The following is an 18,294-nucleotide window of genomic DNA, read 5'->3' on the forward strand; positions in this document are numbered from 1 at the left end:
AGTTTGGCGGCCTTGGGCGGATTCGTCCTCGGCACGTTCGTCATGCTGGCCATCCGGCGGCAGACGGACAAGGGCGGTGAGGCTGAGCCCGTCGACGACATGCTGTCGCCGGGAGTCGCGTCCGTCCTCGCAGTGCTTCCCTCGTCGGCGGTCGTTCTCGATCGCGACGACCGGGTCATGCGGGCGAGCTCGGCGGCCCGGGCCTTCGGCCTGGTGCGTGGCGATTCTCTCATGGCGGCGGAGTTGCTCGCCCTCGCGAGGAAGGTCCGCAGCGACGGCGAGATCCGCGAGAGCGAGATCGAGACGGCCGGCCGCAAGTTCGGCCAGGAATCGACGACCTTCGCCGTCCGCGTGGCCCCGCTGGGCTCCAACGGGCAGGTGCTCGTCCTCGCCGAGGACCAGACCGAGCGCCGTCAGGTCGAGGCCGTCCGCAGGGACTTCGTCGCCAACGTGAGCCACGAGCTCAAGACGCCGGTCGGCGCGTTGAGCCTGCTCGCCGAGACGATCCAGGACGCGGCCGACGACCCCGAGGCCGTCACCCGGTTCGCCGGGCGGATGCAACACGAGGCGGCCCGCCTCACCTACCTGGTGCAGGACCTGATCACGCTGTCCAAGATCCAGGGTGGAGAGCCGGTGCCGACTCCCGGCCCCGTCCCCATCGACGAGGCCGTGCACGAGGCCATCGACCGGTGCAACACCAAGGCGTCCGCGAAGGACATCACGCTGGTGGCCGGCGGCACCGACGGTCTGAGGATCTGGGGTGACGACGAACTCCTCGTCACCGCCCTGCGCAACCTGATCGACAACGCCGTGGCCTACAGCCCGGAGCACACCCGCGTCGTGGTGAGCGCCAGGCCGGCCGGGCGGACGGTCGAGGTGAGCGTCAGCGACCAGGGGATCGGTATTCCCGAAAGCGCACAGGAACGTATCTTTGAGAGGTTCTTCCGGGTCGATGCGGCCCGGTCCCGAGCGACCGGTGGTACGGGGCTCGGGCTCGCCATCGTGAAGCACGTCGCCGTCGCCCATGGCGGCGAGGTGACGGTCTGGAGCAAGGAAGGCTCCGGATCCACCTTCACCCTTCGCCTGCCCGCATTCGGCGGGACGGCGGTCGCCGAACAACGCACTACCAGCCCCCTGGAGGCCACGAAGTGACTCGAGTACTCGTCGTGGAGGACGAGGAGTCGTTTTCCGACGCCTTGTCCTACATGCTGCGCAAGGAAGGGTTCGAGGTGGCTGTCGCGGCCAGCGGGCCCGAGGCGTTGGACACTTTCGACCGCAACGGCGCCGACCTCGTGTTACTCGACCTGATGCTGCCGGGCCTGCCCGGCACGGAGGTGTGCCGTTCGCTCCGGCAGAGGTCGAAGGTACCTGTGATCATGCTGACCGCGAAGGACAGCGAGATCGACAAGGTCGTCGGGCTGGAGCTCGGCGCCGACGACTACGTGACCAAACCCTTCTCGTCGCGTGAGCTGGTGGCGCGCATCCGGGCCGTCCTGCGCCGGCAGGGAGACGTCGAGGAGCTGGAGTCGGCGATCCTCGCCGCGGGTCCGGTGCGCATGGACGTCGACCGGCACATCGTGGCGGTGCGCGGAGAGCAGGTACAGCTTCCCCTGAAGGAGTTCGAGCTGCTCGAGGTGCTCCTGCGCAATGCCGGCCGGGTGCTGACCCGAGGTCAGCTCATCGACCGGGTCTGGGGCGCCGACTACGTCGGGGACACCAAGACCCTGGACGTCCACGTGAAGCGGCTGCGCGCCAAGGTCGAGTCGGATCCGTCGAACCCGCGTTGCATCCTCACGGTGCGCGGGCTGGGCTACAAGTTCGATCCCGCCGAGGACTGACCTCACCCGTAGAAAAGGCTCTGCCCGGTACGGCATGCCGTACCGGGCAGAGCCTTTATGCCTTTTGGCCGTCCGTCATCCTGCGGGCGTGCCGGTGGGGGTCGGCGTCGTACCGGTCGTTCCGCTCGTGTCGGCCGGAGCGGTCGGGAGGGAAGTCGGGGTGGGCGTCGGCGCCGGGGGCAGCGTCGCGAACTCCCGGCTCCGCGTCACGACGGGCACCCACATCGTGATGTCGCCGGCATTGGCGAACTGCAGGGTCAGCTTGAGGCTCTCGCCACCCAGGAGGGGCTCCTTGAGGCCGTCCACCGTGGCCTGAGGCGTCTTGGCCGCCTGGTCGTTCAGCAGCGGGACCGGCGCAGGCAGGGTCACGGAGCTCAGCTGCCCGTCGGCGGACGCGATGCCCATCAGGGTGTCCGGGGCGCTCTCGCGGTTCACGATCGTCAGGTGGAGAGGCGCCGAACTCCCCGCGGCGATCTGCTGTCCCGAGTCGGGTCCGAGGACGAACGCCTGGCTGATCATGATGCCTTTGTCGCCGTAGGTGCGGGTCGAGCCGTCGTCCTGCATGAGCACGCCCGCCTCGGTCGGCGCGTACGCCTTGTTGGTGTTGGCTTCGAACCCGGCGCCACACGCGGCCAGGGCAGGGATTGAGGCGAAGAACCCGGCTACGGCGATCGCCCTGCGGTGGCGGGTGCTGGTCACGGTTCGAGTACTCCTTGGTGCACAGGTATAAGGGCGGGAATCAGCCTATCTGGGCTCCCCGGCGGTCCCCACCCGGCTCCCCGGTGCCACGCCGTAGCAGTGCAGGTCACCCTGTATGTCGGGAATGCCATTCATAGAGTCGACCGGTTGTCAAGTCCCAAAACGAGGCTTTGACCTGCAGTTATGTTCCTTTCACTGTTCCGGGAGTCTGTAATCGCGTGGTACCCTGAAGTACAGCGGAAGGGGTACTCGTCACATGACTTTCCAGGTCGGCGACACTGTCGTCTACCCCCACCATGGGGCTGCTCGGATCGAGGCCATCACGACCCGAACCATCAAAGGTGAGGAAAAGACCTACCTGGTTCTGAAGGTCGACAAGGGCGACCTCACCGTACAGGTGCCAGCGGAGAATGCCGAGCTCGTCGGTGTGCGCGACGTCGTCGGGCAAGAGGGGCTCGAGAGAGTTTTCGACGTGCTGCGCATGCCGCACACGGAGGAACCCACCAACTGGTCCCGCCGCTACAAGGCCAACCTCGAGAAGCTGGCGTCCGGTGACGTCAACAAGGTGGCCGAGGTCGTTCGTGACCTGTGGCGACGCGACAAGGAGCGGGGCCTGTCCGCGGGTGAGAAGCGCATGCTGGCCAAGGCGCGCCAGATCCTGGTGAGCGAGCTCGCGTTGGCCGAGAAGACCAACGAGGACAAGGCTGAGGCGCTGCTCGACGAGGTGCTGAACTCCTGAAAACGACATCGCCAAGGGTGGGCGTCGGAGTCGACGTCCACCCTTTTGCTTTCGGCAGGGAGCTTCACCTCGCCGGCCTGCACTGGCCGGGTGAGACCGGGCTCGCGGGACATTCGGACGGCGACGCGGCGGCGCACGCCTGCTGCGACGCCTTGCTGTCCGCGGCCGGGCTCGGGGACATCGGCGGTCTGTTCGGCACATCGGACCCGCGCTGGGCCGGTGCTCAGGGAATCACGCTCCTGGAGGAGACCGCACGCCAGGTGCGGGCCGCCGGATTCGAGATCGGCAACATAGCGGTTCAGATCATCGGTAACCGGCCCAAGCTGGCGCCCCGCCGTACGGAGGCGGAGAAGGCCCTCGGAACGGCCGCAGGCGCCCCTGTGAGCGTCACCGCTACCACGACGGACGGCCTGGGCCTCACCGGCAGGGGAGAGGGCGTAGCGGCCATCGCCAACGCGATCATCTTCGGCTGATGCCGGGCGAAATGGTGCGGTCCAAACGGACATGACAACCAGAAAACACCCGGACGCGTCTTATTAGTACGGCGGGCGGCGACTTCGACCAGGCGCGGTAAGGAGTCGCCGCCCTCTTTTTCGTTCGACGGGTGCATAATTCGCGGGCGCAGGGTAGCGAATCTCCTGAGAGTGAAGGGGGCAACCCCCCAACGGGAGGTCGATATGACAATCCAGTCCATCCTCGGCGCCATCGTCATCGGTGCGATCATCGGTGCCCTCGGGCGTCTGTTCCTGCCGGGCAAGCAGGCGATCGGTTGGATCCTGACCATCGTCGTCGGCATCGTCGCGGCACTAATCGGAACGGCCATTGCCCAGAACCTGGGCGTCGCGACCACCCCGGGCATCGACTGGATCGAGCTTGTGATGCAGGTGGTGCTGGCGGTTGTCGGTGTCGCCCTCGTCTCCGCTATCCGTGGCAGAAGTGGCAAAACCCGCGTGTGAGGTCTGTGGAGGGTGACGGCCCTCCGAACGTCGAGAAGGCCCCTCCGGCCTCCGCCGGGGGGGCCTTCTCATGCCCGTCTCATACGCGCGGAACGACCCTGCCGCGCCATGGCCTGGCAACCCCCGGGGTCAGGTCACTTGGGCGGGAGCGGGGTGCTGCGCAGGCGTCCGGACGGCGGCGGCTCCTCCCCGCCCGCCGGGACCGTCTCGATCTCCGGGCTGTACTGCTCGGCCTCCGCGTGCTCCTCAGGATCGGCGAGCTCGGAGGTGTGGGCGGGATCTGGCACGGCTTTGATCTGGCGCAGCGGCTGCGTGTCGACCTCGGCCGCATCGATCTCCGCCGCGTCGATCTGCGGGGTCTCGATCCGCGGGCTCTCGATGGTCACGGGGGCGGGGACCGGGTTGGTGGCCGCCGGGTCAGGAAGGGCGGCCTCGATGGTCTGGAGGAAGTCCTGCCGTTCGGCGGACGGTCGCGCGGAGTCGTTCTCGGTTCCACCTCGGGCGGCGGGTGCATCGGCCGGGCCTGGGTCGGCGAGACCCTGCTCGGCCGGGCTCACGTCGGCAACCGGGGTCACTTCGGCAGGGTTCGGCTCGGCCGCCGGGCTCGCGTCGACAACCGGGCTCAGCTCGGCGGGGTTCGGCTCGGCCGGGCTTGCCTGGACAGGAGAAGGCGGCGTCGCCGGGGTGCGGGGGTGCACGAGCACGTCACCGGTGTGGGGGCGGACGAAGTCGCCCCAGCGGATCGGCCGGTTGGGCCGGTTGGGCCGGCTCGGGGCGGGCCGGTCGTCTTCGAACGCCGACTCGAGGTCGCTGACCACAGGAGTCTTCGGCGCCGCCGTCGGCGGGACCACGGGCAGGGCCTCCGGAGCCGGCCCAGCGTCGGACGTGGTCCGTACGGGCTCGTCGGCGGGTGTGCCGGGGGGTGCGTCGGTGGGCTCGTCGGCGGGTGTGTCGGTGGGCTCGTCGGCTTCGAGGTGCCCGGTGATCGCGTCGTCGGAGGGGAGCTGATGCGCGGCCGACGGGATCGCGGGAAGCGGCGGAGCCTGCTCTGGAGAGGCGTCGACACCGGGCAGCGCGGGATAGGGGGCCGTCGGGCCGCCGACGGGGTGAGGGTGGCGATCCTCGATGAAGGGCACGATGTCGCCGGGGTCGGCGGTGCCGTCCAGGTCGGCTCGCGACGCGCGTGCGTGCTTCAGCAGGAGCAACAACATCCACAAACCGATGACCAGCATGACCCAGGGCACGAGCCCGACGACGATCGCCGCTCCTTCGATGTCGAAGACCACGTGTGTCGCGGTGGCGACCGTCGCCGCACCGGCCGTCGCCAGCAGAACGACGAAGACGAGAGCGGCCTGAGCGCGGACCAGCAGGCGTCCGCCGCGCAGGAGCGGAATGGTGACCAAGGACAACACCAGAAGGGCGTCGAAGGCCGTCGGGTAGAGGTAGGAGAGGTGGGGCCGCGCCTGACCGGTGATGGCGAGCGCGCGAATGTCGTCGAAGGACAGTGCGCAGGCCGCGCCCGCGAGCACCGCCACGATGAGCGCGGCGAGGCCGATCGCCAGGCGGCGGAGGACCAGGGGGATGCCGGTGAAGGCCGATCCTGCGGGGTCCGTGGCGGCGTGAGTCGAAACGGCGGGGGTCGTGGTGGACGGGCGGGAGGCGATGCCTGCCGCTCCGGGGGGAGTCGCGTCCATGGCCTTCCGAGCCTACAGAATGACACCGACCGCTTGACCGGCCCGGTGAAGGCGGTTGAGTACCTGAAAATCAGGAGAATTCCGGTCGGGTCAGTGGGCCGATCGCACTGGAGATCGTCGCCGGGGGAGTGGCAAGATCGTTGCCTCGGCAAATATGTGAGAGGCGAACCGATGCTGCTTGACGATGTCCGCGATCTCTTCGACGGGACGAACTACGCCACGATCACGAGCGTCAACCCGGACGGAGGGCCTCAGTCCTCGGTGGTGTGGGTCGCGGCCGAAGGGGACGAGATCATCTTCTCGACCGTCAAGGGTCGCCGTAAGCACCTGAACATGGTCCGGGATCCCCGCGTCGCGATCGTCGTGATCGACCCGGCCAATCCGTACAGGTATGCGGAGATTCGCGGGACCGTTTCGCTGGAGGACGACCCCGAGGGCTCGCTCATCCAGACGCTGTCGCTCAAGTACGCGGGCAAGCCGTACGAAGAGCAGAACCCGGACAATCAGCGCGTGATTGCCCGCATCGCCCCGCAGAAGGTCTACCAGCACTAACGTGGTTATCTCAGCTTATGAAGTGACTTATGGGTTTGAAGTGGCTGTGATGGGTGAGGGAAAGGCGACGCGGGCGACGCTCACGGCGGCTCAAGTAGGTCTGTGCTGTGGCATAAGGCGTTAGCCTTGCCTTCGTGAGCCTGAACCTCTACGACACCAGCACGCGTACGGTCCGTGAATTCGTACCGGTCGAGCCCGGCCGGGTCTCGATGTACCTGTGTGGTGCGACCGTCCAGGCTCCGCCCCACATCGGCCACATCAGATCCGGCGTCAACTTTGACGTGCTCCGCAGGTGGCTGATGCGGCAGGGGTTCGACGTGACCTTCTGCCGCAACGTCACCGACCTCGACGACAAGATCATTCGTGTGGCCGCCGCTGAGGACGTGCCCTGGTTCGTCGTCGCGGAGCGCAACCAGCGGGCGTTCACCTGGGCGTACGACCAGCTCGGCTGCCTGCCGCCGACAGTTGAGCCGCGCGCGATGGGTCACGTGCCCGAGATGGTCGAGCTGATGCGGCGGCTGATCGACAAGGGCCACGCCTACGCGGCCGGCGGCGACGTCTACTTCGACGTCATGTCCTATGCCGACAGGTACGGCAAGCTCTCCAACCAGAAGCTGGAGAACATGTGGGCGGCCGGGGACACCGACACCGACTCGCTCAAGCGTGACCCCCGCGACTTCGCCTTGTGGAAGGGCGCCAAGCCGGGAGAGCCGACCTGGCCCACTCCGTGGGGACGCGGCCGTCCCGGCTGGCACCTGGAGTGCTCGGCGATGGCCACCAAATATCTGGGCGAAACCTTCGACATCCACGGCGGCGGCGTCGACCTGATCTTCCCGCACCATGAGAACGAGATCGCGCAGTCGCAGGCCGCCGGCGACGGGTTCGCCCGCTACTGGCTGCACAACGGCCTGCTGACGCTGGGCGGCGAGAAGATGAGCAAGTCGCTCGGCAACTCGCTGCTGATCCCCGAGATGTTCCACAAGGTCCGTGCCGTCGAGTTGCGGTACTACCTGGTCGCGGCCCACTACCGCTCGCCGATCGACTATTCGGACGAGGCGCTCCAGGAGGCGGCGGCCGGATATCGGCGGATCGAAGGCTTCGTCACGCGGGCCGCCGAGGTGATCCACGATGTGGACGCCGCCGCGCCGCTGCCGCAGGCGTTCGTGGACGCCATGGACGACGATCTCAACGTGTCCCAGGCGCTGGCCGTGATCCACGAAGTGGTGCGCGAGGGCAACGTCGCCCTGGCTCACGGCAACAAGGAGCAGGTCGCCCGGCTGCTGGCCGAGACGCAGAACATGCTCGACGTGCTGGGCCTGGATCCGCGATCGCCGCAGTGGCGCACCACCGGCGACAGCGGGCTCAGGGAGGTCGTCGACGCGCTGGTGGCCGTCGCGCTGGAGCAGCGGCAGGCCGCCCGGGCGCGCAAGGACTACGGCGCCGCCGACGCGATCCGCGACCAGCTCGCCGCAGCCGGAATCGTCGTGGAGGACACCCCCCAGGGTCCTCGATGGGAGCTGGCACGGTAGGCGTGGCCGTACCCTAGAGACCATGGCTGGAAAGGCTTCAGGGAAGTCCTCGAAGAGGCAGGGTGCGAGCCGGGGAACCGGCGGCAAGGGCAAGGGCTCCCTGGAGGGCAGGGGGGCGACGCCTCCCGCGCACATGCGGCACTGGTACAAGGACAAGGCGCGCGCCGAGCGGATCGAGCGCGAGGCGGCCGGGCGCCCCTCGCGTACGGCCCGGCCCGCCCCGCGGGCACGCAGGGACGACGCGCCGGAGGTCATCGGCGGCCGCAACCCCGTGCTTGAGGCGCTCAGGGCCGGGGTGCCCGCGAACGCGTTGTACGTGGCGCAGCGGATCGACAACGACGATCGTGTCCGGGAATCCATCAAGATCGCTGCTGACCGTGGGATCGCGCTGCTCGAGGTCTCGCGCGACCGCCTCGACCGGCTGACCGAGGGCGGCGTGCACCAGGGTGTGGGCCTGCAGATCCCCCCGTACGAGTACGCGCACCCCGAAGACCTCGTCGAGACGGCGCGTGCCGCGGCCGAAGTGCCCCTGATCGTCGCGCTGGACGGCGTGACCGACCCCCGCAACCTGGGCGCCATCGCCCGGTCGGCGACGGCGTTCGGCGCCCACGGCCTGCTGGTCCCGGCACGCCGATCGGCCGGAGTCACCGCCGGAGCGTGGAAGACCTCGGCAGGCACGCTGGCCAATCTCCGGGTCGCCAGGGCGGCCAACCTGACCCAGGCGCTGCAGACCTACCGTGAGGAAGGCCTGTTCGTGATCGGCCTGGACGGCTCGGCCACGGTCGACATCGCGGACGTGCAATTGCTGGCCGAGCCGCTCGTCGTGGTCGTCGGCTCGGAGGGCAAGGGCCTGTCGCGCCTTGTCCGCGAATCGTGCGACCAGGTCGCGAAGATTCCGATGTTCGCCGCCGCCGAGTCGCTCAACGCAGGAGTGGCCGCCGGCATCGCCCTCTACGAGGCCGCCCGGCATCGTCGGCGGTGATTCACCGGTGACGGTAGGGGCGGTCGACCACTAGACTCGTGCCGATACGCCGCCTTAGCTCAATCGGCAGAGCATCTGTCTTGTAAACAGAAGGTCTGGGGTTCGATTCCCCAAGGCGGCTCCACATGGAAAGGCCCCTGACCAGGCGATTCGCCGTCAGGGGCCTTGTGATTTGGTGGATCATCCGGTCTCTTCCGAGCCTTTGGGAGCCACTGGCCCCCGTTTCCCCAGGAGAGCGCCGGAAATGGCCTCGGTCGCCGCGCGCCGATCACCCTCCATGAGGTGGCCGTAGATGTCAGCCGTCAGCCTTGGAGGGGCAGTCGGCCTCGGTCCAGGTGACCGTCACGTCTCAGCACGTCACCGTGATCGTCCCTGATTGGAATGCGATCTCATGAGTGCATCCGCTTGGCTGCGGCAGGATTCATCGAGGATGATCACACGGGATGTCCGGCGGTCTCCGAGATCTTCAGTGCATAAGCGGAGACGCCAAAATAGCGGACGTACGAAAGGGCGCCGACCTGGACGGAGTAATTCAGGACGACGTCCCTCCCGTGTCCAGGCGGTGGACGAGCCTGCGAAGCGCTTGAACCTCGGCATCCAACGCGCGCTTGCCCTTTGAGGTAATTGAGACCCACGTTCGGGGACGCCTGCCCTCGTAGCCCTTGCGCATGGCGATCAAGCCCGAGTTTTCGAGCACCTTCAGGTGCCGCGACAGGTTGCCGTCGGTGACCGCGAGCTGGTTCTTGAGAAAACCGAACTCCACCTGATCGGCCTCGCGAGTGATCGAGAGGATGCCGAGCCGTACGCGCTGGTGAACGGTGTCGTCCAGCGCATACGTCGGATGAAGCACGCCCGCGTCATCGGGTTCTGCGGGCGAGGCGTCCGCTTTCATGTGGTTCTTGTGATCAGCGCGGTAGTGCGCGGTGCACGTTGCAGCATCGCCGATCCCCATTCCGCAAGGCCCGCGACAAGCAGAATCGCTGCCAGTAGGAACGCTTTGAATTGCGGGCCATCGGTCCAGCCTGACTCGGCGGGGTACGCCCACGGGAGCCAACCGGCGCCCCAAGATGAGGAGAGGTATGCCGACAGCAGCGCCGCATGGCACAGTCCCGCTACAGCAGTGATCCAACTACGTTCGAGAAGGCCGAGAACAAGGAGGCCCACCCCTACGACATACCACGGACACGTATACGCGTTCTCGATGAGAACCGCCTCCCAAGGCTGCTCGCCGATGAAAAGGAGAGCGAGCAACGCCAACATAACCAGCACAAGTGTGATCCTCGTAGCCCAGACCCATCGAGCCCGGCGGGGTAGGATTCCGCGACTTTCGCCACGCCGGCGATACCAACGAGCGAAGGCCAGCCAGTCCAGAGGCAACAGCAGGAACCAGAGCCCCCACGCTACGAATTGCAGGATCGCCCCGTCGAACTCGTGGGCATTGCAAGGAGTGCCGGGGACGTGGACGACACACAGTCCCTTCAGTTCGGCGTACGCGAAAGCCGGATAGGAGGCCACCGATCGACCATGTGCGCCGAAGTTGAAGGCATAGCGGGCGAAGGGAACCGCCGCGAGTGACATGAGGCCAAAGCCCAGCAGCGGCACCCACGAGCCTCGCAACTGCATCCGCGTCTTTGATCGCAATGCGTCGGTCTCAGCGAGCAATGCGCCTGGCTCTTGAGGCCACGCCTCGGGTTCTTCAGAACCGGCTAGGGCAGGTGTGTCCATGCAGTATCCCCTGCTCGCATTCGGAGTCTGGACAGCGAGCACTGTCCACCGATGGCTAACTTTGTAGTGCAAAGTACTTGGCAGTCAAGAGTGATGGAAGGGAGACAGTCTTGAAAGACATCGCGTCGGATCGTCGCTGCCTAAGTCGCAGAGCCTGAGCGCGGTTAGGGACGCGCGTTATGAAAGCACCGCAGAGAACGCGGTGTGCTGCAGCTGCATGTGATGGCATGCGTGGCGTCGGCCCACGTGCCATCGAGATGTAACGCTACATGCCCTCTTCATCGACATATGCTGATCGTCGTCTTATCATGCACGCATGGCACCGACGACGATGCAGGAGCCGACGCTGCTGCTGCTCACCGCCCTGGCCGATGCCCCTCGGCATGGATACGCGCTCATCAAGGAGGTCGAGGACATCTCCTCTGGGCGGATCAGACTGCGAACGGGAACGCTGTATGCCGCGTTGTCCCGCCTACAGCAAGAAGGTTGGGTGCATGTCGTCGGTGAGGATGTGGTTGACGGGCGGCACCGGCGTTACTACGCGCTGACCGGCGCGGGCGCCGATGTGCTGGCCATGGAGATGGAACGGTTGCGCGCCACCCTTCGGGAGGCGGACCGGCGCCTGCGGTTGCGGGCGGGGGAGGTGACGGCATGACGGTGTCAGAGCGCCTCATCCGGATCATTGTCGGCCTGTACCCGCTGGCCTATCGCGCCGAGCATCAGTCGGAGATCACTAGCACGGCGCGTGACTCGCTGGCCGGACGCGGACCAATCGAGGCCGTGCGCGAAGCGGCCGATCTCGCTGTCCACGCGCTCCGGCAACGCATCGGACTGACTGTCGGTTCGGTGCCAGGGACATTGGCGGCCAGCGCCGCACCCCTGGCTGCAGCGTCGGCCATCGCACTGTCAGGTGTGTTCCTTGTCTGCGCCGAATGGACCTGGGCCCCTAACCCCTATCTTCGTGATCAGTACCTCGGTCATCTCGGCCCTTTCCCCACGCTGGGCCCCATCGTCTATCTCACGTGGCTGCTGGTGTTCTTAACGACTATCACTGGCCGAAGCGGCGTGGCACGGTTCCTGACAGCGGTGGCAGTGGCCGCGTCAGTTGCGATCATTCCCCTCGCGTGGCTGACCGGCGTAGACCGGCCACGGCTCTACCTGCTGAGCGCCCTGACGCTGCTTGGGAGCATCGTGTTGGCTGCGCCGGTCGATCCGCTGAAACGCTTGCCGTCGGACCGCAAGACTCTGGTGATCGCCACCGTCACCATCACTGGGATCCTCTCGGCCGCCACGCTCGTTCATGGCTTCATCTACGCCGACAGTCTTCCCTGGGCTACGCCCGTCGCCCCTTGGTACCTCAGCCCTGTCGTCCTTAAGGATGTGGGTTCCTTGGTAGGGCCTGTCCTGGTGACCGCACTGATCGTCTCTGCCGTATGCATGCGGTGGAACCGGCAGCTTCCCCTGGCCATCGTCATGGTGGCACTTCCCTGGGCCGTGTTCGCCTACGGTGCCTCCGAGTACCGGCTGAACCGGCTCGCAGCGATCGGGACATGCGTGGCCGGACTGATCGCACTTGGTCTGCTCATGGCGGCGATCAATGCCATTTACTACGCGGGGCGCCGTAGCGTCCCTCAAGGCCCGATTCCACAGCAGGACCCGACCGACGGCACCTTACGTGATCATTGATCGGGGGCGGCTGCCGTGTCGGGGCTGGTCGGGGGCCGGGGTCAGGTCTGTGAGGGAGAGGTGATGAACATCTGCCGACCGGCGAGCATCAGCGCCGCGCCCGCGGTGACTCCGCACGCGCCCATCACCGCGGCGACAGCCGGCCCGCCGTGGAGCAACAGCGATCCGCCGGCGGCCGAGCCGCCAGCGATGCCGGCGCCCACCAGGGTCACCAACCAGGAGAACGCCTCTGTGACGGTTCCCTCAGGGGCGAGGTCGCCCACCATGCCGAAGGAGACGGACAGCAGCGGTGCGAAGAAGAGTCCGGTGACGACGGCGACCACCGCCATGCCGGGCGGTCCGGGCACGAGGGCCACCAGCCAATAGGAGGCCGCCATGCCGAACGCCAGCAACACCGCCTTCCGCGCGGGTGCGGCCCGCCAGTGGCGTGCGCCGTAGGTCCCGTAGAAGATCGCGCCGATGAGGGACCCCGTGGCGTTCAACGCCAGCAGGGTCCCGGCTCCGCCCGGAATGTGGTGGGAGTCGGCATAGGCCACGCTGAAGACGTTGAACGACCCCACAGCCAATCCTGCTCCGGCCAGGCCGAGGATGAGCAGCAGCAGGGCGGGGCTGTGCAGAGCACCGAGCCAGTGCGGTGTCCGCACGGCCGGTGCCCATGATCGTGAAGGCTCCGAGGTGCCCATCAGGAGGGCGCCCACGAGGCCGAGAGCCGCCGACACCCACAGGGCCGCCCGGGGCGATCCCGCCGCCGCGATGCCGGTCACCGCCAGTGGTCCGGCGATGAAGAGCAGTTCCTGGGCTCCGGCGTCCAAGGAGTAGGCGGATTCCAGTTCGCGGGGCTCCACCAGTTGCGGCCACAGGGCCCGCAGGCACGGCTCGAGGGGAGGGGTGGCGGCTCCGGCGATGACAGCGCCGAGGAAGGCGAGTGCCGTGCTGTGCGGTGCCAGCGCCAGCACCGCGTATCCGCCTGAAGCGACGATCGCCGAGGCGGTGAGGACCCTCGGTTGCCCGAGCCGGTCGACGCAGCGCCCGAGGAGCGGCCCCGCGATCGCCTGCGCCACGGCGAAGGTTCCGGTGACCAGCCCCACGGTCGCGTAATCGGCGCCTGTCTGACGGAGTGTCAGCGCGATGGCCAGGGCGGCCATCGCTGCGGGGAGGCGCCCGATCAGGGAGCCGCCCAGGAGACGGCCGACGTAGGGACGACGCAGGACGACGGTGTACGGCATGGTGATCCTTGCAACGGGGTGGATGACGGCCGCGGCCCGGCGAGCGGGGCCGGGGGAGGGCGCCGCTAGCCGGTCTGCAGGATGGACAGGTGGCCTGCCCGGCTGAGGACCAGGTGCTTGGCGAGGTAGCACGGCGCGCCGCCCAGTGCGGCCGTCTGCGTCATGATCAGGACGGGCTCGCTCGCGGGGATTCCGAGGAGCGCCGCACGTGACGCACCGGGAGCGCCCGGCATGATCCGGACGGCTCCGGGGCCGATCCGCGGCCCGTACTTGTCCAGGAGGATCGACAGCAGGCTGCCGCTGTCGGCCGCCCGCATGGCGGCGGCGATCGCGTCACTGGTGTCGACGTCGATCGCCCCAGCGGCAGGGAAGTGCTCCTGACTGAGTGCGACCACCTCGGCGTCGCGGGACAGGACGGTCTCGAAGAACCAAGTCGCAGCGTTGGCCCGCAGTCCCAGTTCCTCGGTGACGAAGGTGGCGGACTGATGCTGGAGCGTCACTTCGCTGCGGCTGAGCACGATCGGAGACGCCGGCGTGCTCAGGAGTTCCTCGAGCGGTCTGATGCGTTCGAGTCCCATCGGCGGGAGGGTGTCGGCCACGAAGCGCCCGACGCCGCGGCGGGAGAAGAGGAAACCATCCTCGTCCAGGAGCATCAGGGCCTCCCGCACAACAGTACGGCTGACCCCCATGAGCTGTCCGAGCTCCGTCTCCGTCGGGATCATGGACCCGGGCGGCAGCACTCCGGAGCGGATGGCGTCGAGGATGCGGCTGTGGACCCGGGCCCGCAGCGGGACGCCGGTGTCTCGCGGGATCTCCTCGGACAGGAAGGAGAGGCGGTCGACCACGTGGCATCGTCTCCGGGGTACGGTCAATCGAGGTTGTTATACAAGCTCATCATACAACCCTGCCGAATCCTGGAATGTCGGTCCTGCGACGGCGTACGAGCGGACCGTCGGCGGTACTGAGGTGCACGAGGAGGACCGATACGCCGTGGGCAGGTGACCCCGGTGGCAGCGCTTGGCGCGGGGTTCGGCGAAGAACACTGTCCGGGTGCCCCACTCCCCAAGGCGGCTCCACATGGAAAAGCCCCTGGCCGGCGGTGACGCCGGCCAGGGGCCCCCTATGTGATCAGCCTGCGTCAGTCGTTGTCCGACGACGGGATGTAGGCGCCCGGAACGTCGTTCGGGGCGTAGATCTTGGCGTCACCCGGGAAGGGCTTGGTCCACCCGTGCGCCTCGTACCACGCGAAGCGCTTCATCTGCTCCGGAGGAGCAGAGTCGGCCTTGGCGTTGGGCCCGGTGAACGCCTGCTTCCCCTTCCAGGTCTGCCACTGCGCCGCCACCTGCTGCTCGGCCGCCGGCACCTTCGCCGTCGTCGGCGCGGGTGCGGCGTTCGGGTTCTGCGGCGCCGGGGTGTCCAGGCCACAGGACGGCGGGGTGGACAGACCCAGGGTCAGCGAGGTCCGGTTGGGCACAGCGGTGAACGGCGTGTAGTCGGGCGTGGCGGTGAACGCCGTAGCCATCGGAGTGGCGGCGCTGTCCAGCTGGTTCATCGGGTGGATCCCGAGCATCTGCTCGATGGTGCGAACCATGGTGATCTGTGTGTAGTAGTGGCTGTCCACGGTGCCGTGCTGGGCCCAGGGGCTGATGATCTGGATCGGAGCACGGTGGCCGTCGACGTGATCGACCCAGCCCTGGGAGTCGTCCTCGACCACGAAGATCGCGGAGTCCTTCCAGTACTTGCTGTGCGAGATCTCGTCAACCATCTTGCCAAGGGCAAGGTCGTTGTCGGCGACCTGGGCGGGCCCGGTCGTCGAACCGCCGGTGTGGTCGTTGGACAGCCAGAACATGTTCAGGTTCGCCGGGCCGTTCTTTTCGAAGTCCTGCTTCCAGACCTCGTACTTGTAAACGTCCGGGACGCTGGTGTCGAACTGCGGGAAGCCAGGCACCGACACCGCGTTGAGCGACGGGATCGCCGAGCCCGTCTTGATGGGGTAGGCGGAGGGCTTCCCGGTCGCGTCCATGACCTTGGCGTCGCAGTACAGGTTCTGCCAGGTCGCGTCCGCCGGCTTCTGCTCGAACGACTGGAACTCGCCGAAGTCCTTGACGGACTTGCCGACCGCCTGCGCACCGGTCCAGATGAAGCCGGTCTTCTGGTGGCCCAGAGCGTCGTCCTCGGTGTCGTAGCTGCGTGTGTACTCACCAGCGGAGGACTCGGTGTACTCGGGGTTGTCGGCCTGCATGATCCAGTTGTGGCCCTCGGCGGAGTTCGTGCCGGTGTCGTAGGCGTTGTCGTACAGCCCGAACTGCGTGGCCAGCGCGTGCTGGTTCGGCGTCACGTTCTCGCCGTACTGGATCAGTCTGGGGTCGTTGTTGCCCTTCGGCATGTCACCGAAGACCTCGTCGTAGTTCCGGTTCTCCTTGACGACCAGGAAGACGTGCTTGATCGTCGAGGGGTCGCCGAGCTGTACGGGGACCGGCACCGGCTTCTTGTTGGCGTGGCCCTTGCCGTTGGCGATCTTGACCGAGTTGTTGGTCCAGCCGTTCTGCTCGAAGACCTTGGCCGTGTAGGACTTGATGGTCTTGTCGTCCGGCAGCCTGAACCGCTGCAGGCTGGAGGTCGTGTCGTGGGTGCCGTGGTACCAGGCCGGCGGCGGGAAGTTGGAGGGGCTACGGGCGTCGATACCACGGGTGTTGGAGACCAGCACGTCCTTGCCGACGGTGGTGATCTCGGAGGGGAAGTAGTCCGTCGGGAGCAGGCCGACGTAGCTGACCGGCTCCTGCGGGCTCTTGTACCGGTAGACGGCGATCGCGTTGGCGCGGCCGAGGGTCACCAGCAGGTGGCCGTCGTCGGTGAGCGTCACCGCGTCGGGCTCGTAGCCGACCGAGGCCTCCGGCCACGGCTGGGTGGCGATGGTCTGGACGACCTTGTCCTTGCGGGTGTCGATGACCGACACGTCGTTGGTGGCGGTGTTGGTGACGAACACCGCGCCGTCCTTGGCGTAGACGGCGGTCGGGTGCAGACCGACGTCGATGCTGCTCGGGGCGGCAGCCGGGTTCGCCAGATCGATCACGCTGACCGTACCGGTGGTGGTGGCACCGGTCTTCGGGTCGGCCGGCACCTGGGTGCCGTACGAGTTGATCGTCGTCTCGCCGGGCTTGGCCGGGCGGCCGCCCTCGTTGCTGACGTACAGCTTGTTGCCGACCTGGACCATGTCACGCGGGGCGTTGCCCACGGTCCAGCTCTGCTTGATGGCGCCGGTCGCCGCGTCGAGCGCGACCACCCGGTTCTGGCCGTTGACGGCGACGTACACGGTCTTGCCGTCAGCGGAGAACACCGGCTCACCCACCAGCGCGTGCTTCGAGCCCTGCGCGGCGATGGTGATGAACGTCGGGTCGGCGAGGGAGCCATCCGCGTTCACGGTGAACTTGGTGTAGCCGTCGGTCTGGCCCAGCCACAGCTGCTTACCGTCGGGCGAGTACGTGGGGCCTTCCTGGCCCACGTCGTTACCGGGGATGCGCAGATTCGCCGCGGCGTTGTTGCCGACGTACTGCTGCAGCTTGTAGTTCTTCAGGTCAATGATGGCGAGCGCCATCCCACCGTCGGTGATCGAAGCCGCGAGGTGGGTGCCGTCCGGGCTCACCGAGGACGACATGATCTTGCCCTCGTTGAGGACGAGACGCTCGCCGATCGGGTTGATGTACTGGTCGCCGGACGTGACCAGGCCCTTGTCGGTGGTCTGGGCGACCTGGTCGGTGCCGAACACCCCGGTGTTGGCGTAGGCGATGCCTCCGCCGGCGACAACCAGAGCGGCGGTGGCGGCCGCGAGGAGGTTGATCCGGCGGCCGGTGAGTCGGAGTCCGAAACGATCCTTCGTGACGCGCTGGCGCGTGACGTGCATGAATCTATTCCTTCGTCGTGCTTGCGAGCAGGTCGACGTTCCCGTCGAACTGCCACAGGGGTTGGGCACGTCCCCGTTCGGGATGCGCACCTGGAAGTAGCAGCAAGAGGAACCTAGAGATCTCGCTTTGCCTCGAGGAAGCGCACAATCGAACATTGGACAAAATGCCACTCAACCCGTCAATGCACCATTTAACCGGGCGATAACGTATTTAACTCTGCGCTAACTTACTTAACGCGGCAAATCCGTCGATTCGTACGGTTGCAACGCGCTCGGCGCCCTGGATTTCACCCGTGCCGGGGCGACGTGACTCAGGCACACCACGAGCAGCCGAGCAAACGCCCGTCGTGTGTGACCGTGTGACAGGTCGAGCGGCCACAGCCCGCGGATGCGGCCTCGGGCGTCGTACGGCAGGTTCCCGTGCCGCGGTCCAGCACGGCCGGCCAGGCGCTGTCGCGGCAGGCGTGGCGTCGGGCGTGGGCCTTCGCGAGTCGTATGGCGAACAGGGTGGATCCGAACGGGTCCCGGACGATCACCGCGCCGCGGCCTGCCCGGGTGCGGCGGGCGGATGCTCGGTGCGCCGGCAGGTGCAGAGACGTCTGCGGGCTGCCGGGTGGGATCCTAAGCTGGTCATTCTGCCATGGGCGGACGGCTGTGGACAGATCGGATTCGGCTTGTAAACAGAAGGTCTGGGGTTCGATTCCCCAAGGCGGCTCCACATGGAGAGGCCCCTGGCCAGCGCTTTCGGGGTCAGGGCCCTTGGGGTT

Annotated in this window: 17 protein-coding genes and 1 tRNA gene; 11 read left to right on the plus strand and 7 right to left on the minus strand. The window is 67.3% G+C overall.

What is annotated here, in order from left to right; all coding sequences use genetic code 11:
- Nucleotides 1–42 precede the first annotated feature (42 nt).
- A complete protein-coding gene (locus Pth03_RS29465; protein ID WP_203947704.1) occupies nt 43–1,152 on the plus strand; it encodes a sensor histidine kinase in 1,110 nt (369 codons plus the stop codon).
- Nucleotides 1,149–1,838: a response regulator gene (locus Pth03_RS29470; protein ID WP_203947676.1), complete on the plus strand. Its 690-nt coding sequence runs from the start codon at nt 1,149–1,151 to the stop codon at nt 1,836–1,838. The genes Pth03_RS29465 and Pth03_RS29470 overlap by 4 nt, the downstream gene beginning before the upstream one ends.
- A gap of 75 nt (nt 1,839–1,913) precedes the next feature.
- Here the strand turns inward: Pth03_RS29470 and Pth03_RS29475 are convergent, their stop codons facing one another.
- Nucleotides 1,914–2,537 carry a copper chaperone PCu(A)C gene (locus Pth03_RS29475; protein ID WP_239119459.1) on the minus strand — a complete coding sequence of 208 codons (624 nt, stop codon included), beginning with the start codon at nt 2,535–2,537 and terminating at the stop codon, nt 1,914–1,916.
- Between the two features lie 256 nt (nt 2,538–2,793).
- Between Pth03_RS29475 and Pth03_RS29480 the strand changes: the two genes are divergently transcribed.
- From Pth03_RS29480 to Pth03_RS29490, 3 genes are all read left to right on the plus strand, one after another.
- The gene (locus tag Pth03_RS29480; RefSeq protein WP_030510364.1) at nt 2,794–3,276 is read left to right on the plus strand and encodes a CarD family transcriptional regulator; all 483 of its coding nucleotides are present in this window, start codon (nt 2,794–2,796) and stop codon (nt 3,274–3,276) included.
- 17 nt (nt 3,277–3,293) lie between these two features.
- Nucleotides 3,294–3,749, plus strand: a complete 456-nt coding sequence (ispF, locus tag Pth03_RS29485) for a 2-C-methyl-D-erythritol 2,4-cyclodiphosphate synthase (RefSeq protein ID WP_203947677.1) — start codon at nt 3,294–3,296, stop codon at nt 3,747–3,749.
- A 204-nt stretch (nt 3,750–3,953) separates the two neighbouring features.
- Nucleotides 3,954–4,232: a GlsB/YeaQ/YmgE family stress response membrane protein gene (locus Pth03_RS29490; protein WP_203947678.1), complete on the plus strand. Its 279-nt coding sequence runs from the start codon at nt 3,954–3,956 to the stop codon at nt 4,230–4,232.
- 134 nt (nt 4,233–4,366) lie between these two features.
- On the opposite strand, the gene Pth03_RS29495 is transcribed toward Pth03_RS29490, so the two are convergent.
- Nucleotides 4,367–5,926 carry a DUF2637 domain-containing protein gene (locus Pth03_RS29495; RefSeq protein ID WP_203947679.1) on the minus strand — a complete coding sequence of 520 codons (1,560 nt, stop codon included), beginning with the start codon at nt 5,924–5,926 and terminating at the stop codon, nt 4,367–4,369.
- Nucleotides 5,927–6,097: 171 nt separating this feature from the next.
- Here Pth03_RS29495 and Pth03_RS29500 point away from each other — a divergent pair, with 171 nt between their 5' ends.
- From Pth03_RS29500 to Pth03_RS29515, 4 genes are all read left to right on the plus strand, one after another.
- Entirely contained in the window at nt 6,098–6,478 is a 381-nt protein-coding gene (locus Pth03_RS29500) for a PPOX class F420-dependent oxidoreductase (protein ID WP_203947680.1), read from the plus strand.
- Between the two features lie 134 nt (nt 6,479–6,612).
- Entirely contained in the window at nt 6,613–8,007 is a 1,395-nt protein-coding gene (gene cysS, locus Pth03_RS29505; RefSeq protein ID WP_203947681.1) for a cysteine--tRNA ligase, read from the plus strand.
- A 22-nt stretch (nt 8,008–8,029) separates the two neighbouring features.
- Complete coding sequence (rlmB, locus tag Pth03_RS29510; RefSeq protein ID WP_203947682.1) at nt 8,030–8,989, plus strand: 23S rRNA (guanosine(2251)-2'-O)-methyltransferase RlmB; 960 nt, start codon at nt 8,030–8,032, stop codon at nt 8,987–8,989.
- 48 nt (nt 8,990–9,037) lie between these two features.
- Nucleotides 9,038–9,113, plus strand: a tRNA-Thr gene (locus Pth03_RS29515).
- A gap of 408 nt (nt 9,114–9,521) precedes the next feature.
- Here Pth03_RS29515 and Pth03_RS29520 read toward each other — a convergent pair.
- Nucleotides 9,522–9,881 (minus strand): winged helix-turn-helix domain-containing protein, encoded by a 360-nt coding sequence (locus Pth03_RS29520; RefSeq protein ID WP_203947683.1) that lies wholly within the window; start codon nt 9,879–9,881, stop codon nt 9,522–9,524.
- A complete protein-coding gene (locus Pth03_RS29525; RefSeq protein ID WP_203947684.1) occupies nt 9,878–10,714 on the minus strand; it encodes a hypothetical protein in 837 nt (278 codons plus the stop codon). The genes Pth03_RS29520 and Pth03_RS29525 overlap by 4 nt, the downstream gene beginning before the upstream one ends.
- Before the next feature lie 316 nt (nt 10,715–11,030).
- On the opposite strand from Pth03_RS29525, the gene Pth03_RS29530 reads away from it, so the two are divergent.
- Nucleotides 11,031–11,369: a PadR family transcriptional regulator gene (locus Pth03_RS29530; RefSeq protein WP_239119460.1), complete on the plus strand. Its 339-nt coding sequence runs from the start codon at nt 11,031–11,033 to the stop codon at nt 11,367–11,369.
- Nucleotides 11,366–12,400, plus strand: coding sequence for a hypothetical protein (locus Pth03_RS29535; RefSeq protein WP_203947685.1), 1,035 nt, complete (start codon nt 11,366–11,368; stop codon nt 12,398–12,400). Before Pth03_RS29530 ends, Pth03_RS29535 begins: the two co-directional genes overlap by 4 nt.
- Nucleotides 12,401–12,441: 41 nt before the next feature.
- On the opposite strand, the gene Pth03_RS29540 is transcribed toward Pth03_RS29535, so the two are convergent.
- The 3 genes from Pth03_RS29540 to Pth03_RS29550 form a co-directional block, all read right to left on the minus strand.
- A complete protein-coding gene (locus tag Pth03_RS29540) occupies nt 12,442–13,626 on the minus strand; it encodes an MFS transporter (protein ID WP_203947686.1) in 1,185 nt (394 codons plus the stop codon).
- A 65-nt stretch (nt 13,627–13,691) separates the two neighbouring features.
- Nucleotides 13,692–14,471 carry a GntR family transcriptional regulator gene (locus Pth03_RS29545; RefSeq protein WP_203947687.1) on the minus strand — a complete coding sequence of 260 codons (780 nt, stop codon included), beginning with the start codon at nt 14,469–14,471 and terminating at the stop codon, nt 13,692–13,694.
- Nucleotides 14,472–14,764: 293 nt separating this feature from the next.
- Nucleotides 14,765–17,527, minus strand: a complete 2,763-nt coding sequence (locus Pth03_RS29550) for an alkaline phosphatase family protein (RefSeq protein WP_203947688.1) — start codon at nt 17,525–17,527, stop codon at nt 14,765–14,767.
- Between the last annotated feature and the right edge of the window lie 767 nt (nt 17,528–18,294).

This window comes from Planotetraspora thailandica, from assembly GCF_016863335.1.
Classification (GTDB): domain Bacteria; phylum Actinomycetota; class Actinomycetes; order Streptosporangiales; family Streptosporangiaceae; genus Planotetraspora; species Planotetraspora thailandica.